General features: G+C 65.9%; 15 protein-coding genes and 1 other RNA gene. All 16 read right to left on the bottom strand.

Features of this window, described 5'->3' with window-relative positions:
* Positions 1 to 87: 87 nt before the first annotated feature.
* Entirely contained in the window at positions 88 to 1323 is a 1236-nt protein-coding gene (ftsA, locus tag C84B14_RS15670) for a cell division protein FtsA (protein ID WP_348766337.1), read from the bottom strand.
* Positions 1307 to 2053 (bottom strand): cell division protein FtsQ/DivIB, encoded by a 747-nt coding sequence (locus C84B14_RS15665; protein ID WP_353225483.1) that lies wholly within the window; start codon positions 2051 to 2053, stop codon positions 1307 to 1309. The genes ftsA and C84B14_RS15665 overlap by 17 nt, the downstream gene beginning before the upstream one ends.
* On the bottom strand, positions 2040 to 3005 hold the full coding sequence (locus C84B14_RS15660; RefSeq protein WP_353225481.1) for a D-alanine--D-alanine ligase: 966 nt from the start codon (positions 3003 to 3005) through the stop codon (positions 2040 to 2042). Before C84B14_RS15660 ends, C84B14_RS15665 begins: the two co-directional genes overlap by 14 nt.
* A complete protein-coding gene (murC, locus tag C84B14_RS15655) occupies positions 3002 to 4456 on the bottom strand; it encodes a UDP-N-acetylmuramate--L-alanine ligase (protein ID WP_353225479.1) in 1455 nt (484 codons plus the stop codon). The genes C84B14_RS15660 and murC overlap by 4 nt, the downstream gene beginning before the upstream one ends.
* Positions 4453 to 5556 (bottom strand): undecaprenyldiphospho-muramoylpentapeptide beta-N-acetylglucosaminyltransferase, encoded by a 1104-nt coding sequence (gene murG, locus C84B14_RS15650; protein ID WP_353225477.1) that lies wholly within the window; start codon positions 5554 to 5556, stop codon positions 4453 to 4455. The genes murC and murG overlap by 4 nt, the downstream gene beginning before the upstream one ends.
* A complete protein-coding gene (gene ftsW, locus C84B14_RS15645; RefSeq protein ID WP_348766342.1) occupies positions 5553 to 6704 on the bottom strand; it encodes a putative lipid II flippase FtsW in 1152 nt (383 codons plus the stop codon). The genes murG and ftsW overlap by 4 nt, the downstream gene beginning before the upstream one ends.
* Positions 6701 to 8041 carry a UDP-N-acetylmuramoyl-L-alanine--D-glutamate ligase gene (gene murD, locus C84B14_RS15640; RefSeq protein WP_353225476.1) on the bottom strand — a complete coding sequence of 447 codons (1341 nt, stop codon included), beginning with the start codon at positions 8039 to 8041 and terminating at the stop codon, positions 6701 to 6703. The genes ftsW and murD overlap by 4 nt, the downstream gene beginning before the upstream one ends.
* Positions 8038 to 9120 (bottom strand): phospho-N-acetylmuramoyl-pentapeptide-transferase, encoded by a 1083-nt coding sequence (gene mraY, locus C84B14_RS15635; RefSeq protein WP_353225475.1) that lies wholly within the window; start codon positions 9118 to 9120, stop codon positions 8038 to 8040. The genes murD and mraY overlap by 4 nt, the downstream gene beginning before the upstream one ends.
* Positions 9114 to 10496, bottom strand: coding sequence for a UDP-N-acetylmuramoyl-tripeptide--D-alanyl-D-alanine ligase (locus C84B14_RS15630; protein WP_353225473.1), 1383 nt, complete (start codon positions 10494 to 10496; stop codon positions 9114 to 9116). Before C84B14_RS15630 ends, mraY begins: the two co-directional genes overlap by 7 nt.
* Positions 10493 to 11983: a UDP-N-acetylmuramoyl-L-alanyl-D-glutamate--2,6-diaminopimelate ligase gene (locus C84B14_RS15625; protein ID WP_353225471.1), complete on the bottom strand. Its 1491-nt coding sequence runs from the start codon at positions 11981 to 11983 to the stop codon at positions 10493 to 10495. Before C84B14_RS15625 ends, C84B14_RS15630 begins: the two co-directional genes overlap by 4 nt.
* The gene (locus C84B14_RS15620) at positions 11980 to 13740 is read right to left on the bottom strand and encodes a peptidoglycan D,D-transpeptidase FtsI family protein (protein WP_353225469.1); all 1761 of its coding nucleotides are present in this window, start codon (positions 13738 to 13740) and stop codon (positions 11980 to 11982) included. Before C84B14_RS15620 ends, C84B14_RS15625 begins: the two co-directional genes overlap by 4 nt.
* Positions 13737 to 14006, bottom strand: coding sequence for a cell division protein FtsL (gene ftsL / locus C84B14_RS15615; RefSeq protein WP_348766348.1), 270 nt, complete (start codon positions 14004 to 14006; stop codon positions 13737 to 13739). The genes C84B14_RS15620 and ftsL overlap by 4 nt, the downstream gene beginning before the upstream one ends.
* Positions 14003 to 14953 (bottom strand): 16S rRNA (cytosine(1402)-N(4))-methyltransferase RsmH, encoded by a 951-nt coding sequence (rsmH, locus tag C84B14_RS15610; protein WP_353225467.1) that lies wholly within the window; start codon positions 14951 to 14953, stop codon positions 14003 to 14005. The genes ftsL and rsmH overlap by 4 nt, the downstream gene beginning before the upstream one ends.
* 52 nt (positions 14954 to 15005) lie before the next feature.
* Positions 15006 to 15467, bottom strand: a complete 462-nt coding sequence (mraZ, locus tag C84B14_RS15605) for a division/cell wall cluster transcriptional repressor MraZ (RefSeq protein ID WP_293628447.1) — start codon at positions 15465 to 15467, stop codon at positions 15006 to 15008.
* 381 nt (positions 15468 to 15848) lie between these two features.
* Positions 15849 to 16201, bottom strand: an RNA gene (gene rnpB / locus C84B14_RS15600) — RNase P RNA component class A.
* Between the two features lie 39 nt (positions 16202 to 16240).
* Positions 16241 to 16708 (bottom strand): SAM-dependent methyltransferase (locus C84B14_RS15595; RefSeq protein WP_502949916.1); only part of this gene is annotated, 468 nt, incomplete at its 5' end.

Genomic DNA, 16708 nt, shown 5'->3' with positions numbered 1-16708 from the left:
TTGGTTGCCGTGCTTTTTCCTTGCGGAAAAACTTTTGTGTCGGGCCGGCGACTGCCGGCAATTGACCGACGTTGATCGAACGCGAAACTAGAAATTCCCCTGGAACCAGGCCTTCATCCGCTCCCAGACCTGCGCAAACGAATTATCTTTATTGGAAATATCGATTCCCGGCCGCGGCTGGGAACGGTTACCGAACTCGAGCAGACCCACGCCCGTGGCATGGATCGGATTCTTCACCACATCCGAAAGTCCCTGCACGCGCTGCGGCGTACCCAGGCGAACCGACATATGGAACACCTCTTCGGCCAGGTCGGTGAGCCCTTCCATCTTGGATGAGCCACCGGTGATCACCACGCCGCCGGCCAGCAGATCCTCGAAACCGGAGCGCACCAGTTCCTTGTGGATGAGCATGAACAGCTCTTCGTAGCGCGGCTTGATCACCTCGGCGAGCGTATAGCGCGACAGCCGCCGCGGCGGGCGTTCGCCGACACTCGGTACTTCAATGGCATCGTCGTCCTCGATGAGTTCCGGCAAGGCACAGCCATAGCGAATCTTGATGCCCTCGGCATGCTGGGTCGGCGTACGCAGCGCGACCGCGATATCGTTGGTCACCTGATCGCCGGCGATCGGGATCACCGCCGTATGCCGAATTGAGCCGTTGACGAACACGGCGATATCCGAGGTACCGCCGCCAATATCGACCAGGGCGACGCCCAGATCCTTTTCGTCGTCGGAAAGCACCGCATAGCTGGACGCCAGCTGTTCGAGCGACAGCTTGGAGACTTCCAGGCCGCAACGGCCGACGCATTTCTGAATATTCTGTGCCGAGGTCACCGCGCCGGTGACGATATGCACCTTGGCCTCCAGACGCACGCCGGACATGCCGACCGGCTCCTGGATACCTTCGTTGTCGTCGACGGCGAATTCCTGAGGCAGCACGTGCAGGATCTTCTGGTCGGCCGGAATCGCGACCGCGCAGGCGGCATCGATCACGCGCTCGATATCCGATTCGGTGACTTCCTTGTTGCGCACCGCCACGATGCCGTGCGAATTCAGCGAGCGCACATGGGCGCCCGAGATTCCGCAGTGCACGGACTGGATCCGGCAACCGGCCATCAACTCGGCTTCTTCGACCGCGCGACGAATGGAATCGGTGGTGGATTCGATATTGACCACCATCCCCTTCTTCATGCCGCGCGACGGCGCACTACCCAGACCGATGATCTCGAGCTTGCCCTCGTTGATCTCGGCGACGATACAGGCAACCTTGGAGGTGCCGATATCGAGGCCGACGACGAGATTCTGGTCAGGCCGCTTGCTCATCACCTTTCTCCTGATTGCCGGTCGCGGCACGCGTGCCGCCGACTGCAAAACCATCGCTGTAGCGCAAATCCACATAGCCGGCATCGGCCAGACGGCTGCGCGCCTGCTCATCACCCAGCGCATAGCGCACGAAACGCTGCACGCGGGCATCGATATCGTCGCGGCCCAGGCGCAGCTCGAGCCCATCGGCCAGCTGCGCGCTCCACGAGCCACGCGCGTCCAACGCGAGACTATGCAGCTCGACGTCGGAAGCCGCTAGCGTCTCGGCCAGCTTTTGATACATGTTATAGACCTTCAGGCCCGCCGTATCCGGGCCGTGGAGTTGTACCAGCCCCGCGGGCCGTGTCTGCGCCGACGGCGTAAAAACCTGACCGTCTGCCGCGAGCACGGAGTTTTCGCCCCATAGCGCGACGGGCTCGTGCTCGCTTACCCGGACGACCACACCATCCGGCCAGTGGCGCGAAACCTTCACTTCGCGCAACCATGCCAGATTACCGAGTTTTGCCTGCAATCCCTCCAAATCCACGTCGAAAAAGGAGGCATCCAGGTAAGGCGCGGCGATTTCCGCGATCCGATCGTCGCTGACATGCACCGCGTCGCCGCTAATATACAGGTGCCGAGCGGCTTCGCCTTCCGGCTTGATCCCCTGCCAGGTACAGGCTGCCACACCCAGCAGCAAACCTGCGCCCACCAGGGCGTCCCGCCAGCGCTTGGGTTCACGCCAGTTCATTGTCTTTCTCCTGATTAGCCGTGTTCAGCGTGGCGGCAAGAATGCGCCACACCAGTTCGTCGAAATCCATTCCTGCGGCGCGCGCCGCCATCGGCACAAGCGAATGCGAAGTCATGCCGGGAATGGCGTTGAGTTCCAGAAACCACGGCTGGCCGGCCGCATCGAGCATGAAGTCGACGCGCCCCCAGCCGCGCGCCCCGGTGATCTCGAAAGCACGCAGCGCCAGGCGCTGCAGCTCGGCCTCGCGGCCCTGTTCGAGATCGCAGGGGCAGTGATAAAGGGTGTCGTTGGCGACGTACTTCGCTTCGTAGTCGTAGAAACCGCTGGACGGCTCGATATGAATCAGCGGCAAGGCGCGCCCATCCAGAATCGATGCCGTGTATTCGGGCCCGGCCACGAACTGCTCGGCCATCACCTCGCGATCGTATTTCGCGGCCGCGGCGCGCGCGGCATCCAGATCCTCGATGCGCTCGACCTTGCTGATGCCGATGGTTGAGCCTTCATGCACCGGCTTGACGATCAGCGGCAGCCCGAGCGCGTCGACCACGGCCTGCGAATCGGTGCGGGAATCCAGCAGCCGATGGGCCGGCGTCGGGATACCCTGCGCGGCCCACAGCGCTTTCGTGCGCACCTTGTCCATAGACAAGGCACTGGCCAGCACGCCGCTGCCCGTATAAGGCAGCCCTTGCAGCTCGAGCGCGCCCTGGACCAGGCCGTCTTCGCCGCCGCGGCCATGCAATGCCAGCCACACGCGGTCGAAGCCTTCCTCAGCCAGACCGAGCACGCGCCGCTGGTCGACGTCGATGATCGTGACATCCACGCCGCGGCGTTCCAGGGCGGCACCCACCGCTGCGCCAGAATCCAAAGATACGGCGCGCTCGGCCGACCAGCCGCCCATGAGAACGGCAACACGGCCAAACGCGCTTGCATCGGTAATACGCGGGCTGTTCATGTCGTTGCTTCCTTAAATGTGCGAGCCATCTGCTGGGCCACCGCGCCGATATCGCCGGCGCCGAGAGTGAGCAGTACGTCGCCGTCGCGCACCACCCCGCTGAGCACGTCGCTCAGGCGCTGCACGTCGTCGACGAATACCGGGTCGACCTTGCCGCGCGCACGCACGCCGCGTGCCAGCGCGCGGCCGTCGGCGCCGGCGATCGGATGTTCGCCCGCGGCATAGACTTCGCAGAGCACGAGTACGTTCAGTTCTGCCAGCACCTGGCAGAAGTCGTCGAACAGATCGCGGGTGCGCGAAAAACGGTGCGGCTGGAATACCACCACCAGCCGCCGATCGGGCCAGGCGTTGCGCGCGGCGCTGATGATGCTCACCAGCTCGCGCGGATGATGGCCGTAGTCGTCGACCAGCAGCACGCGCTGGCCGGCGAGCACGATCTCGCCATGGACTTCGCAGCGACGGCCGATACCGGCGAACTGGGACAGCGCCTGGCCGATCGCGGCCATGTCCACACCCAGTTCGTGCGCCACCGCGGCGGCGGCCAGGGCGTTAAGCACGTTGTGCTTGCCCGGCAGGTTGAGATGCACGGCATGGCCCGGCTCGCCGTTACGGCGCAGCGTGAAGCGCGTGCCGGTGCCGTCGAAGGCCAGATCCTCGGCCATGATGTCGGCATCGTGGTCGATGCCGTAGGTCACGATCGGGCGGCCCACATCGGCCAGAATCGAACGCACCACCGGGTCGTCGGCACAGAGCACGGCCAGGCCATAGAACGGCAGGTGATGCAGGAATTCCACGAAGGTTTCGGTCAGGCGCGAGAACTCGCCGCCATAGGTTTCCAGATGGTCGGCATCGATATTGGTAACGATCGCCATCATCGGGGTCAGAAACAGAAAGCTCGCGTCGGACTCGTCGGCCTCGGCAACCAGATACGGACCCTCGCCCAGGCGTGCGTTGCTGTTGGCGCCCAGCACCTTGCCGCCGACGATGAAGGTCGGGTCCAGCCCGCCGCCGGCCAGCAGTGCGGCAACCAGACTCGTGGTCGTGGTCTTGCCATGGGTGCCGGCCACGGCGATGCCATAGCGAAAACGCATCAGTTCGGCGAGCATTTCGGCACGACGCACCACTGGCACGAGCCGTTCGTGCGCGGTGGCGACCTCCGGATTGTCCTCGGACACCGCGGTTGAAACGACCACCACGTCGGCGCCTTCAACGTTCTCGGCGGCATGGCCGATGAAGATCTTCGCGCCCTGGGCCGCCAGCGCCTGCGTGGTCACCCCATCCTTGATATCGCTGCCGGTCACGGCATAGCCGAGGTTGAGCAGCACGCTGGCGATACCGGCCATGCCGACGCCGCCGATGCCCACCATATGCACGGTACGCACGCGCCGCATCGGCCGCTCGGCCAGCGGCTGGAAATCGCCGTTGGGGCTACGTCCCTGGGGGGCAATCATGCGGCCTCCATGGTGTCGAAGCAGGCGGTGACGATATCGTCGGTGGCATGCGGCCAGGCGACGCGCCGGGCAGCCTCGGCGCGTTCGCGCAGCGCGTTGCGATCGGCGCACAGGCGCTCGATCTCTTCGGCAAGGCGCTCGACGCTCAGTTCGGACTGGTCGATAAGGGTCGCCGCCCCCGCGTCCACCAGATACTGACCGTTGGCGCGCTGGTGGTCGTCGACCGCAAACGGATACGGCACCAGCAGTGCCGCCACGCCGGCCGCGGCCAGTTCTGCCACGGTAAGCGCGCCGCTGCGACAGATCACCACATCGGCCCAGGCATAGGCGGCCGCCATGTCGTCGATGAAGGCACTCACATCGGCCTCGACGCCGGCCTGCGCGTAGGCCGCCTCGGCCTGTTCGAGCGTGCGCCCGGCCTGATGCCGAACCTGCGGCCGCTTGTTCGTATCGATACGGGCCAGTGCCGCCGGCACGCGCTCGTTGATGGCCAGCGCGCCACCGCTGCCACCGAGCACAAGCAGCTTAATCGGGCCATCGCGGTCGGCAAACCGCGCGGCCGGGCCCGGCAGATCCAGAATTTCGGCGCGCACGGGATTGCCCACGCTGCGGGCCGTGTCGCCGGCAAACGTATTCGGAAATGCCTGCAGCACGGTGGTGGCCATACGCGCCAGCAGGCGATTGGTCAGACCGGCGGCCGCGTTCTGCTCATGGATAAGCAGCGGCCGTCCGGTCAGACGCGCGGCCAGCCCTCCAGGCCCGGCCGCGAATCCGCCCATGCCGACGACCAGCTGCGGCGCGACGCGGCGAACCACGGCAAGAGCCTGCAGGCAGGCACGGGCCAGACGCAGCGGCGCGGCCAGCCACGAAAGCGTGCCCTTGCCGCGCAGGCCGGCCACGTCGATGGTATGCAGGGTCAGATCGTTGGCCGGCACCAGACGTGCCTCGATACCGGCCGCCGTGCCCAGCCAGCTCACCTGCACGCCGTGCGCCCGCAGCGCCTTGGCCACCGCCAACGCGGGAAAGACGTGGCCGCCGGTGCCACCGGCCATGATCAGCACGTGCGGCGCCTGGGTGCTCTTGCTTGCGGGCGTAGTCATCGCGCGCCCCCTTTCTCGGGCGTGCGCGTTTCGATGTCCACACGCAGCAACAGCGCACAGAGCACGCACATCATCACCAGGCTGGAACCGCCGTAGCTCATCAACGGCAGGGTCAGGCCTTTGGTCGGCAGCAGCCCCATGTTCACGGCGATATTGAGAAAGGCCTGCAAAACCAGCCAGCTCGACATGCCATAGGCCACGAAGCCGGCGAACAGTTGCTCGGCGAGCACCGCACGGCGGGCGATAACGAAGCCGCGCCAGACCACGGTGGCGAACAGGCCGATCAGCACCAGCGTGCCGATCAGGCCGAATTCCTCGGCATAGACGGCAAACAGAAAGTCGGTATGGGTTTCCGGCAGATACAGCAGTTTCTGCACCGAATTGCCCAGGCCGACGCCGGCGATCTCGCCGCGGCCGATGGCGATCAACGACTGGGTGAGCTGAAAACCGCTGGCATAGGGATGCGCCCAGGGATCGGAAAAGCTCAGCAGACGCGCCAGACGATACGGCGACGACAGCACCAGACCCACCACCGCGGTGCCGGCCAGCGTGCCGAGCACGAGCAGGTAGGTCAGCCGTGCGCCGGCCAGAAACAGAATCATTGCGGCCACGGCGACCATGACCGCGGCTGCACCGAAGTCGGGTTCGATCAGCAGCAGGAAGCTGGCCAGTGCCATGAAGAACATCGGCCGGAACAGCCCGCCCCAGCTGGTGGCAAGCTCGCTCTGGCGGCGTGCGGCATAGCCGGCGACATACAGGATCAGGCAGAACCGCGCCGGCTCAGAAGCCTGCATGGAGAACGGCCCCAGATCGATCCAGCGGCGAGCGCCGTTGACGGCATGACCGATACCCGGGATAAGCACGATCACCAGCAGCAACAGCCCGATACCCAGCAGCGTGAAGGTATTCGCCTGCCACACACGCATCGGCACATGCAGCACGACAAAGCCGGCCACCAGCCCCACCACTGCGAATACGGCCTGACGATAAAAGAAATACATCGGGTCGTCGGTCAGCCGATCGGCGACCGCGACCGAAGCCGAGCCCACCATGACCAGACCGATGCCGCCAATCAGCGCCAGCGCGACCATAAGCGCCGTATCGGGCTGTACCCGCGGCAGTTGAATGCTCTGCAAAGCGCGGATCATGCCGCCAGCTCCTCTACGGCGGCCACGAAGCTCTCGCCGCGATGCACGTAATTGTCGAACTGATCGAAGCTCGCACAGCCCGGCGAGAACAGCACCGTATCGCCGCGCTCGGCGCGGTTCGCGGCGGCGCGCACGGCCTGTTGCAACGTATCGACCCGCTCGACGGGGACATAGGCGTCGACCGCCGCCGCAATCGTGTCGCGATCCTGGCCGAACACGATCACGACCCGCGCCTTGTCGCCGGCCAGCGGTCCGAGCTCGGCGAAGTCCGCGCCCTTGGCCTGGCCGCCCGCCAGCAACAGCACCGGCGTATCCATGCCGGCCAGCGAGGCCATCATGGCGCCGGGATTGGTGCCCTTGGAATCATTGATCCAGCGCACGCCCTTAATTTCGGCAACGGTTTCGCAGCGATGCGGCAAGCCGGCAAAACGCGTCAGGCCGCGGCGAATCACCGCCTGGTCGATGCCCGCGGCCTCGGCCAATGCCCACACCGCCAGCGCGTTGAGCTGGTTGTGGCGTCCGGCCAGGCGTAGTTCTTCACAGGCCAGCCACGGCTGATCGCCGCGGGCGAGATAGCGTGCATCGCCCGTATCGAGCAGGCGATAGTCGGCCTGCGGCGCCGCGCCGAAGCGCAAGGCACGGGCGGAACCGGTGGGCATGGCCGCTACGCGGGCATCGTCCGTATTGGTCACGGCCACTTCGGCCGCGGCGAAAATACGCGCCTTGAGCGCAGCGTAGTGCTCGACCGTGCCATGCCGGTCGATATGATCGGCGCTGATGTTGAGCACGGTCGCCGCCCGCGCGGCCAGCCGGTGCGTAAGCTCGAGCTGAAAACTCGACAGCTCCAGTACATAGAGTTCGATCTCGTCGGCGAGCAGATCCAGCGCCGGCGTGCCGAAATTGCCGCCCATGGCGTAGTTCAGGCCTGCGGCCTGCGCGATCTCGCCCACCCAGGCGGTGACCGTGGACTTGCCGTTGGACCCGGTAATCGCGACCACCGGCGCATCGACGACCTGGGCGAACCATTCGATATCGCCCACGACATCGAGACCGCGCTCGCGCGCGGCCTCGATCAGCGGCTCGCGCAGGTCAACCCCGGGCGACACCACGATATGGGTCATGCCTTCGAGCAGCATGGGATCGAGTTCGCCCACGATCAGGCTCGCCTTGGGGCAATGTTCGAACAGCGCCGGCGCGCCCGGCGGCTCGTCGCGGCTGTCGACCACGCGTACGCGCGCGCCGCAGGCGCTGGCAAAGCGTGCGGCCGATACGCCGGACACGCCACAGCCGACCACCAGCACGGCGGCATCGGCGAGTTGTTCGCGCAGGCCGCTCATCGGATCTTCAACGTGGACAAACCAATCAGGACCAGCACCAGCGTGACGATCCAGAAGCGCACGATGATCTTGGGCTCGGGCCAGCCCTTGAGTTCGAAATGATGATGCAGCGGCGCCATGCGGAACATGCGCTTGCCGGTGAGCTTGAAGGTGGCCACCTGCAGGATGACCGACACCGTCTCGGCCACGAAGATGCCGCCCATGACCACCAGCACCAGCTCCTGGCGTACGGCCACGGCGACCACGCCAAGAGCCGCGCCCAGCGCGAGCGCGCCCACGTCGCCCATGAACACCTGGGCCGGGTAGGCGTTGAACCATAGAAAGCCCAACCCGGCACCGCCGATCGCGGTACAGAAGATCGACAGCTCGCCCACGCCTTCGATATAGGCAAAGCCGAGATAATCGGCAAACTGCACGTTGCCGGCGACATAGGCGAAGATCGCCAGCGCCGAGGCCACCAGCACGCAGGGCATGATCGCCAGCCCGTCGAGGCCGTCGGTGAGGTTCACCGCGTTGCTCGAGCCCACGATCACCAGATAGCTCCACAGGATATAACCGGCGCCCAGCGGCACCGACACGTCCTTGAGCATGGGTATGAGCACGCTGGTTTCGGCTACGCTCGTCGCACCCAGATACAGCCACAGCCCGGCGGCCAGGCCCACGAGAGTCTGGGCGCTGTATTTGGCCTTGGCCGAGAGCCCCTTGCTGTTGCCGAACTTGAGCTTGCGATAGTCGTCGAGAAAACCGATCACCCCGAATGCGGCCGTGACCAGCATCACCAGCCACACCCAGCGGTTGCTCAGATCGCCCCACAGCAAGGTGGCCACCAAGACCGCGGCGATGATGAGGGTGCCGCCCATGGTGGGCGTACCGGCTTTCACCAGATGACTCTGCGGACCGTCATCGCGCACATGCTGGCCGATCTGATGAAAGGTCAGCTTGCGGATCATCATCGGGCCGAACACGAACGAAAACACCATCGCCGTGAGCACGCCGAGAATCGCGCGCAGGGTGATGAACTGGAATACCCGAAAGCCGCTGTGCAACGGCTCAAGCCAGTCGGCAAGAAAAGTCAGCATGACACCCCCGCCTTGGCAGGCGCCTGCAGGGCAAGCGCGTCGGCCACGCGATCCATGCGCGCGCTGCGCGAGCCCTTGATCAGCAGCGTGGTTTCGCTCTGGCGTACCGACAACGCGGTTTCGAGTGCCGCGATCAGCTCGCCGTGATTGGAGAACCACTGTGCGCCGGGACCGAAGGCCTCGGCCGTGAGCCGGCTGAGCTCACCCGTGACCCAAAGCCGCTCTATGCCCGATTCGCGGGCGGCCCGGCCGGCATCGCGGTGGGCCTGTTCGGCCTGCTCGCCAAGCTCGGCCATATCGCCGAGCGCGGCCCAGCGCGCACCGCGCTGCTGGGCCAGCCAGCCCAGCGCGGCGGCGAGAGAATTGGGATTGGCGTTGTAGCTGTCGTCGATCAGGCGGGCACCATGACGGCCGGCGACGATCGCCAGGCGGCCGCCGACACCCTTCATTGCCCCCAGTGCGCGAGCGATAAGGTCGGCGTCCAGTTCAATGGCGCAGGCTGCGGCCGCTGCGGCCAGCGCGTTGCTGATGTTATGCGCGCCCGCCAGCGGCAGTACGACATCGGCCGCGCCCGTCGGCGTATGCAGCGTGAAACGGCTGTGATCGGCGCCCAGTTCGATATCGCTGGCGAACACGTCGGCTTCGGCCCGTGCGTGACGGGCAAAGACCAGCCGCCGACGCGCCCCGGCCAGCTCTTGCCAGAGCGGCGCGAAATCGTCGTCGCCGTTGATTACGGCAACGCCGTCGGCGTCGAGGCCGGCGAACATTTCGCCCTTGGCCCGGGCCACGCCTTCGCGACTGCCGAAGCCTTCGATATGGGCCATACCCGCATTGGTGACCACGCCCACCTGCGGACGGGCCAGCTCGGCGAGCATGGCGATCTCGCCGGCATGCGAGGCGCCCATTTCGACAACCGCACGCTTGACGCTGTCGTTGAGCCGCATGAGCGTGATCGGCACGCCCAGGTGGTTATTCAGGTTGCCTTCGGTGGCGAGTACCGAGCCGGCTTCGGCCAGAATGGCGGCCAGCATCTGCTTGACCGTGGTCTTGCCGTTGCTGCCGGTCACACCGATCACGGTGCCGTCGAACGCCCGCCGCGAAGCCGCACCGGCCTGCTGCAACGCCTGTTCCACGTCGGCAACCACCAGCTGCGGCAGCGGCGAATCCACGACGCGTGCCACCACTGCGGCGGCCGCGCCCAGGCTCGCCGCCCGGCCGACGAAGTCGTGCCCGTCGACGCGCGCGCCCGGCAAGGCAAAGAACAGCGCGTTGCGCTCGAGCCGACGCGTATCGATGCTTGCGCCCGCATAGTCGGCGTCGCGGCCGTGCAGGCTTGCGTTCAACGTGTGTGCCAGTTCCGACAGGCGACCGTTCATAGCGCCTCCAGCGCGTCGTGGGCGGCCAGACGGTCGTCGAAGATCCGTCGCGTGGCGCCGATCTGCTGGGTGGTTTCGTGACCCTTGCCGGCAATCAAGACCACATCGCCCGGCCGGGCGGCATGGATGGCATCCGCAATCGCGGCGGCGCGGTCGTGTTCGATCGTCACGGGGGTATTGCCCTGCATGCCGGCGCTGATCGCGGCCACGATCGCCGCCGGCGATTCGCTGCGCGGATTGTCGTCGGTGAGCCATACCGCATCGGCGGCCTCGGCGGCCGCGCCCATGAGCGGGCGCTTGCCGGCATCGCGGTCGCCGCCGCAGCCGAATACACACAGCACGCGTGCGGCCGCATGCTCGCGCACCGCGGCAATCGCATGGGCGAGCGCCCCCGGGGTATGGGCATAGTCGACCACCACCATGGGCTGGTCGTCGCGGGTATCCACCCGCTGCATGCGCCCGGGCACGGTGGTCAGCTGGGCGAGCACCGCCGTCGCCGCGTCGAAATCGACGCCGCGCGCCAGCAGCACGGCCAGCACCGCGGCCAGATTCATGGCGTTGAAACGCCCCACCAGCACGCTGTCGATAACGGCGCGTCCCCAGCTTGTATCCAGGGTCAGCGACAGGCCGTCCACGCGGGTGGCAACAGACTCGATACGCACGTAGTTGTCGGCCAGGGCGGCCATATCGCCGCAGCCGTAAGCAATCGGCGTGACGTCGGCGGCCAGCGCAGCCAGCCACTCGCGGCCGTAGGCGTCGTCGCCGTTGAGCACCGCGCTGCTCAGCCCGTCGAAAGCGAACAGCCGCTGCTTGGCCGCGGCGTAGGCTTCGAGGCTCGCGTGATAATCCAGATGGTCGCGGCCGAGCTGGGTGAGCACCGCCACGTCGAACGCCACGCCGTCAACGCGATGCTGATCGAGCGCATGCGAGGACACCTCGAAGGCCACGGCGCTGGCATCGGCGGCGGCCAGTCGGGCCAGCCAGTCCTGAACGGCCACCGGATCGGGCGTGGTATGCGTGGCCTCGGCCAGATCGTCGGCAAAACCGAAGCCCAGCGTGCCGATATAGCCGCAGCGCGCGCCGAGAAGCTCGAGCGCCTGCGACAGCAGCCATGCACAGGATGTCTTGCCGTCGGTGCCGGTCACCCCGGCCACGAACAGCTTCTGCGAGGGCTCGTCATAGAAACGCCCGGCGATCCGACTCGCGCGGCTGGCAAGCGCCTCGACGCGTACGCTCGGCACATCCAACGCGGGCGGATGCGCGTCGTCCCAGGCCACCGCGACCGCGCCTGCGGCAACGGCGGCTTCGACATGATCGAGCCCATGGCTTTGCGTTCCGCGATAGGCCAGAAATAGCGAGCCGGGCTTCACCCGGCGGCTGTCGATCGCCACCCCGGCGATATCCACGCCCGGAACGTCGCAGGCCAGCCCGTCGAGGAGGCTGGCCAGGGGCCGTGCTTTATTGCTTACCGGTGCCAGCCCGTTCATGTGCCGGCTCCGTTGGATCGTGTTTCCGCCGAGGCGGTCAATACGCCCGGGTCGTCCGGCGGCACCCGAAGCAGGCGCAGCGCATCGCGCATGACGGCCGCAAACACGGGCGCGGCAACGGCGCCGCCGTAATAGGCATCCTTCTTCGGCTCGTCGAGCATGACCAGCGTCACCAGCGCCGGCTTTTCGGCCGGCGCCATGCCCACGAACAGGGCCTGATGACGGTCGGCGTTATAGCCGCCGGTACCGGCCTTGCGGGCCGTACCCGTCTTGCCGGCCACGCGGTAGCCCGGAATTGCCGCCTTCGTGGCCGTGCCGGCCGGGGTGATCACACCCTCCAGAAGGTGGCGCATCGTGCGCGCGGTTTTGGCCTTGAGCACGCGCTTGGGCGGGGCATGCATGTCGGCGCCCTCGCCTTCGATCAGGCGCAGGCTGCGCAACATGCCGTCGTCGGCGATGGCGCCATAGGCGCGGATGAGCTGAAAGGCGGTCACGGCCAGGCCATAGCCATAGGAGGCCGTGGCCGTTTCGACGTTATTCCACTCGTAGAAATCCTTGAGCACGCCGAACCGCTCGCCGGGAAAGCCGCTGCCGGTGATATCGCCGAAGCCGAAGTCGTTATAGGCACGCCAGACGCCTTCAGCGCCCATCTTCAGGCCCACATGCGCAGCGCCCACGTTGCTGGATTTCTGCAGGATCTTGGCGAAATCGACGTCGCCGTAGTTGCGAAAGTCCTTGACCGTGAGCCGGCCGACCATGAACCAGCCCTTGGTATGAATCACGTCGTCGGTGTCGAACAAACCACTATCCAGCGCCTTGGCCAGCAGCAGTGGTTTGACCGTTGAACCGGGCTCCATGACGTCGGTGGCCGCGCGCGCTCGCACGCCGGACGGATCGATGGAGTCGCGATCGTTGGGGTTGAAGCTCGGATAGGACGCCACCGCGCGCAGCTCGCCGGTGGTGGGATCGAGCATGACCACCATACCGCCCTTCGCATCGTTCTTGACCACGGCCGCCTTGATGTGACGGTAGGCCATGTACTGCATGCGCGAATCGATGGTCAGACGCAGGTCATGACCTGCCTGAGGCGGCTGGAATTCGGCCAGATCCTCGACCACACGGCCGACCCGGTCCTTGACCACGCGCCGACTGCCCGGCTCACCGTGCAGATAATCGTCGCGGTTGAGCTCGAGGCCTTCCTGACCGCGGCCGTCGATATTGGTCATGCCCACGATCTGGGCGGCAGCCTCGCCGGCCGGGTAGTAGCGCTTGTACTCGCGCTGCAGGAACACGCCCGGTGCGTCGACTGCCATTACCGCACGTGCATCGGTCGGTGCGAGCTGGCGACGCAGGTACAAGAACTGGCGCCCTTTGTAGCTTTCCAGACGGCTGCGCAGCTCGGAAACGGGAATATTCAACTCATGCGCGAGCGGCGCGATCTTGTCCGGCGCCTCGAGCACGGCGCCGGGCACCGCCCAGACGGATTCGGTCGGCGCCGAAAGCGCCAGCGGCTCGCCGTTGCGATCCTTGATCACGCCGCGACCGGCCGGCACCGAGACGCTGCGCAGATGACGCTTGTCGCCTTCCTTGGTCAGGAACGCCTGATCGAGCACCTGCAAATCGAACGCCCGACCGGCCAGCACCACGGCAAAGCCCACGAACAATGTCAGCACAAACCAGCCGCGCCAGCCCGGAGGAGGCGGCGTTTGGTTGCGTTTGGGTCGCTGGCTGTTGCGTTGATGGTCGTGGCGGCTCATCGCTGCGACTCCAGCACCACGTATTGACGCGGCTGCACCATGCCCAGCTCGCGACGGGCCACCTGGGCCACGCGATCAGGGTTCGCCCAGGCGCTCTCTTCAAGCTGCAGCTGGGCCCATTCGGTGGAGAGCTTGTCGCGCTCGACGCGTTCGACCTGCAGCTGGTGCGCCATTTCACGCGTTTTGTGCTTGGCCTGCACGACGGCCACCGCGCTCACCAGAATGGTCAACGACAGGCCGATGATGGTAAGCACGGGCCGACTCACGTCGTCACCTTCGCTGCCGCGGTACGTTCAGCCACCCGCAGGATGGCGCTACGCGCACGGGCGTTGACGGCAAGCTCGGCCGCGTCGGCGCGTACCGGCTTGCCGATTTCGCTCAAGGCCGGTTCGACGACCGGCGCCATCGGCACCGGCGGCGGGGCCGGGCGTGCCTGGGCGCGAATGAAGCGCTTGACCCGACGGTCTTCGAGCGAATGAAAGCTGATTACGGCGAGCCGCCCGCCCGGCGCCAGCACGTCAAAGGCGCTCTCGAGCCCGCGATCGAGCGCACCGATCTCATCGTTGATATACATGCGAAACGCCTGAAAAGTGCGGGTCGCCGGATGTATGCGCTTGCCGGCCGCTACCCGGGCCGGGATCGCCCCGGCCACGATCGCGGCGAGACGCCCGGTGTCCTGAATCGGCCCGGCCGCGCGCGCATCGACTATCGCCCCCGCGATACGACCCGCCATGGGCTCTTCGCCGTAGCGCTTGATTACGGACGCAATTTCGCCGTGGCTTGCGGCATGCAGCCACGTCGACAGCGGCTGCCCGGCGTCGGGATTCATGCGCATGTCCAGCGGGCCGGCATGACGAAACGAGAAGCCGCGCTCGGCGACATCGAACTGGGGTGACGAGACGCCCAGGTCGAACAACACACCGTCAACGCGCCCGGCGAGGCCGAGTGCGGCGATACGCTCACCCAGCTCGGCAAAGGAGCTACGCACAAAGCTGAACCGGGCATCGCCCTCGACCAGCGGCCGGGCATGCGCCTCGGCGTCCGGATCCTGATCGAATGCAATCAGCCGACCCTTCTCGCCCAGCCGGGCCAACACGCCCCGACTATGACCGCCGCGGCCGAACGTGGCATCCACGTACACGCCGTGCGCACGCACGCCAAGCCCGGTCAGGGCGGCGTCGAGCAACACCGGTTGATGTTCGGCCTGCGGCATGTGAGCAGCGGTCCTCATGACTTGAATGAAATGCGGCGGTTAATGGAGAGGGTCACAGGCTCAGATCCATGAGCACGTCGGGCAGTTCGCCATTGGCGGCGTCTTCGGACAGCTGGGCGGCGATGTCGGCCGAACGCGCGTGATAGGTCGCTTCGTCCCACAGCTCGAAAAGATTGCCCATACCCGACAGCACGGCTTTGGATTCCAGATGCGCATAGCCACGCAGATTGGCCGGCAACAGCAGCCGACCCTGTTTATCCATCTCGACGTCGCGGGCATTGCCAATCAGAAAACGCTGGATGTTTCTTACCTTCGGATCGAGCCCGCCTTTGGCCAGCAGTTTCTTCTCGAACGCCTGAAATTCGGACAACGGGTAGATCAGCAGGCAGCCATCCCAGTGCTGGGTCACGACGAGCCGGCCCGCACAGTCGTCAACCAACGACTGGCGATACGACGCCGGGATCGCAATACGACCCTTGGCATCGATGGTGACCGGATGCGACCCCTTGAACACGCTGCGGCCTCATTTCTGCCGTTGTACCACTTTGCCCCACTTCCTACCCCACGCCACCACTATAGGCAGTGCCGCTTTCGGGTGTCAAGCAAACGACGGGAGGTAAAAAAACCCAGCAAAACAGTGATTTCTGAAGCCTTCACAGCCCAATTTACGATGAAAAAGGACGCTGCCATTTTGTTTTGTTTTTTAGGGTTTTAGCGGTTTTAGCTCGACGACTTTGTAAGCCGGCGCCCGCTGCAAAGCCTTCATTCGCGCAAATTGCTGGCGGCGACCGAATCGCGTGGCGCCAAAACCGGCGCATGGTTTGCGCAGGTGGGGCGCTCGCCCACGCAGACGCGAGCAGAAGTCGGCCAGAGCGGCCGTTCGGCGTAACAAGAGGGTCGGAGTCGGCCGATAAGCCGGGTTCTGTCGTGCGCAATCATTCATCTGGGACATGCGTCACCGCATGTCTCATGCGACCTACCCGAGGACTGTGCGGGCCGCACGTCGTCCTCCTATTTGGTCTTGCTCCGGATGGGGTTTACCGTGCCGCGAACCGTTGCCGGACGCGCGGTGCGCTCTTACCGCACCCTTTCACCCTTACCTGGCTCGAAAACGAGCCATAGGCGGTCTACTCTCTGTTGCACTTTCCGTAGGCTCACGCCTCCCAGGCGTTACCTGGCATCCTGCCCTGTGGAGCCCGGACTTTCCTCCGTGCCCTTGTCGGGCACCGCGATTGCGTGGCCGACTCCGAGCACGGATTCTATCACCCGTGGCTACGCTGCGGTGCATCAATCGGCAGCGGCAAGCTCCAGCGCCCGGGCATAAATCTCGTTGGTCGCGCGCCCGGTCAGACGGGCCGCGGCCTTGGCCGCCTGCTTGGTGCCGGTCAACGCCAGCAGCTCGCCGAGCAACGCATCCAGGTCGATTTCGCCCCGCTCGCCGCTCGCCTCGGTCGACCCTGCCACCACCAGCACGAATTCACCGCGACGGCGGTTGTCGTCCGCGGCGAGCCAGTCGCCGAGCGCCCCGGCTTCGAGCACCACACTCTGTTCGTGCAGCTTGCTGAGTTCGCGGCACAGGCCGATCCGCCGCCCGGCGCCGAGCACATCGCACATATCACGCACGCAGCGTTCGATGCGATGACTCGACTCATAGAAGATGAGCGTACGGTTTTCCTCGGCCAGCTCTGCCAGACGGCTGCGGCGGGCGGTGGCCTTGGACGGCAGAAAGCCCTCGAATACGAAGCGGTCGCTAGG

Source organism: Salinisphaera sp. C84B14, from assembly GCF_040361435.1.
Taxonomy (GTDB): domain Bacteria; phylum Pseudomonadota; class Gammaproteobacteria; order Nevskiales; family Salinisphaeraceae; genus Salinisphaera.
The sequence above is the reverse complement of the archived record's forward strand: the minus strand, read 5'-3'. Positions and strand labels throughout refer to the sequence as shown.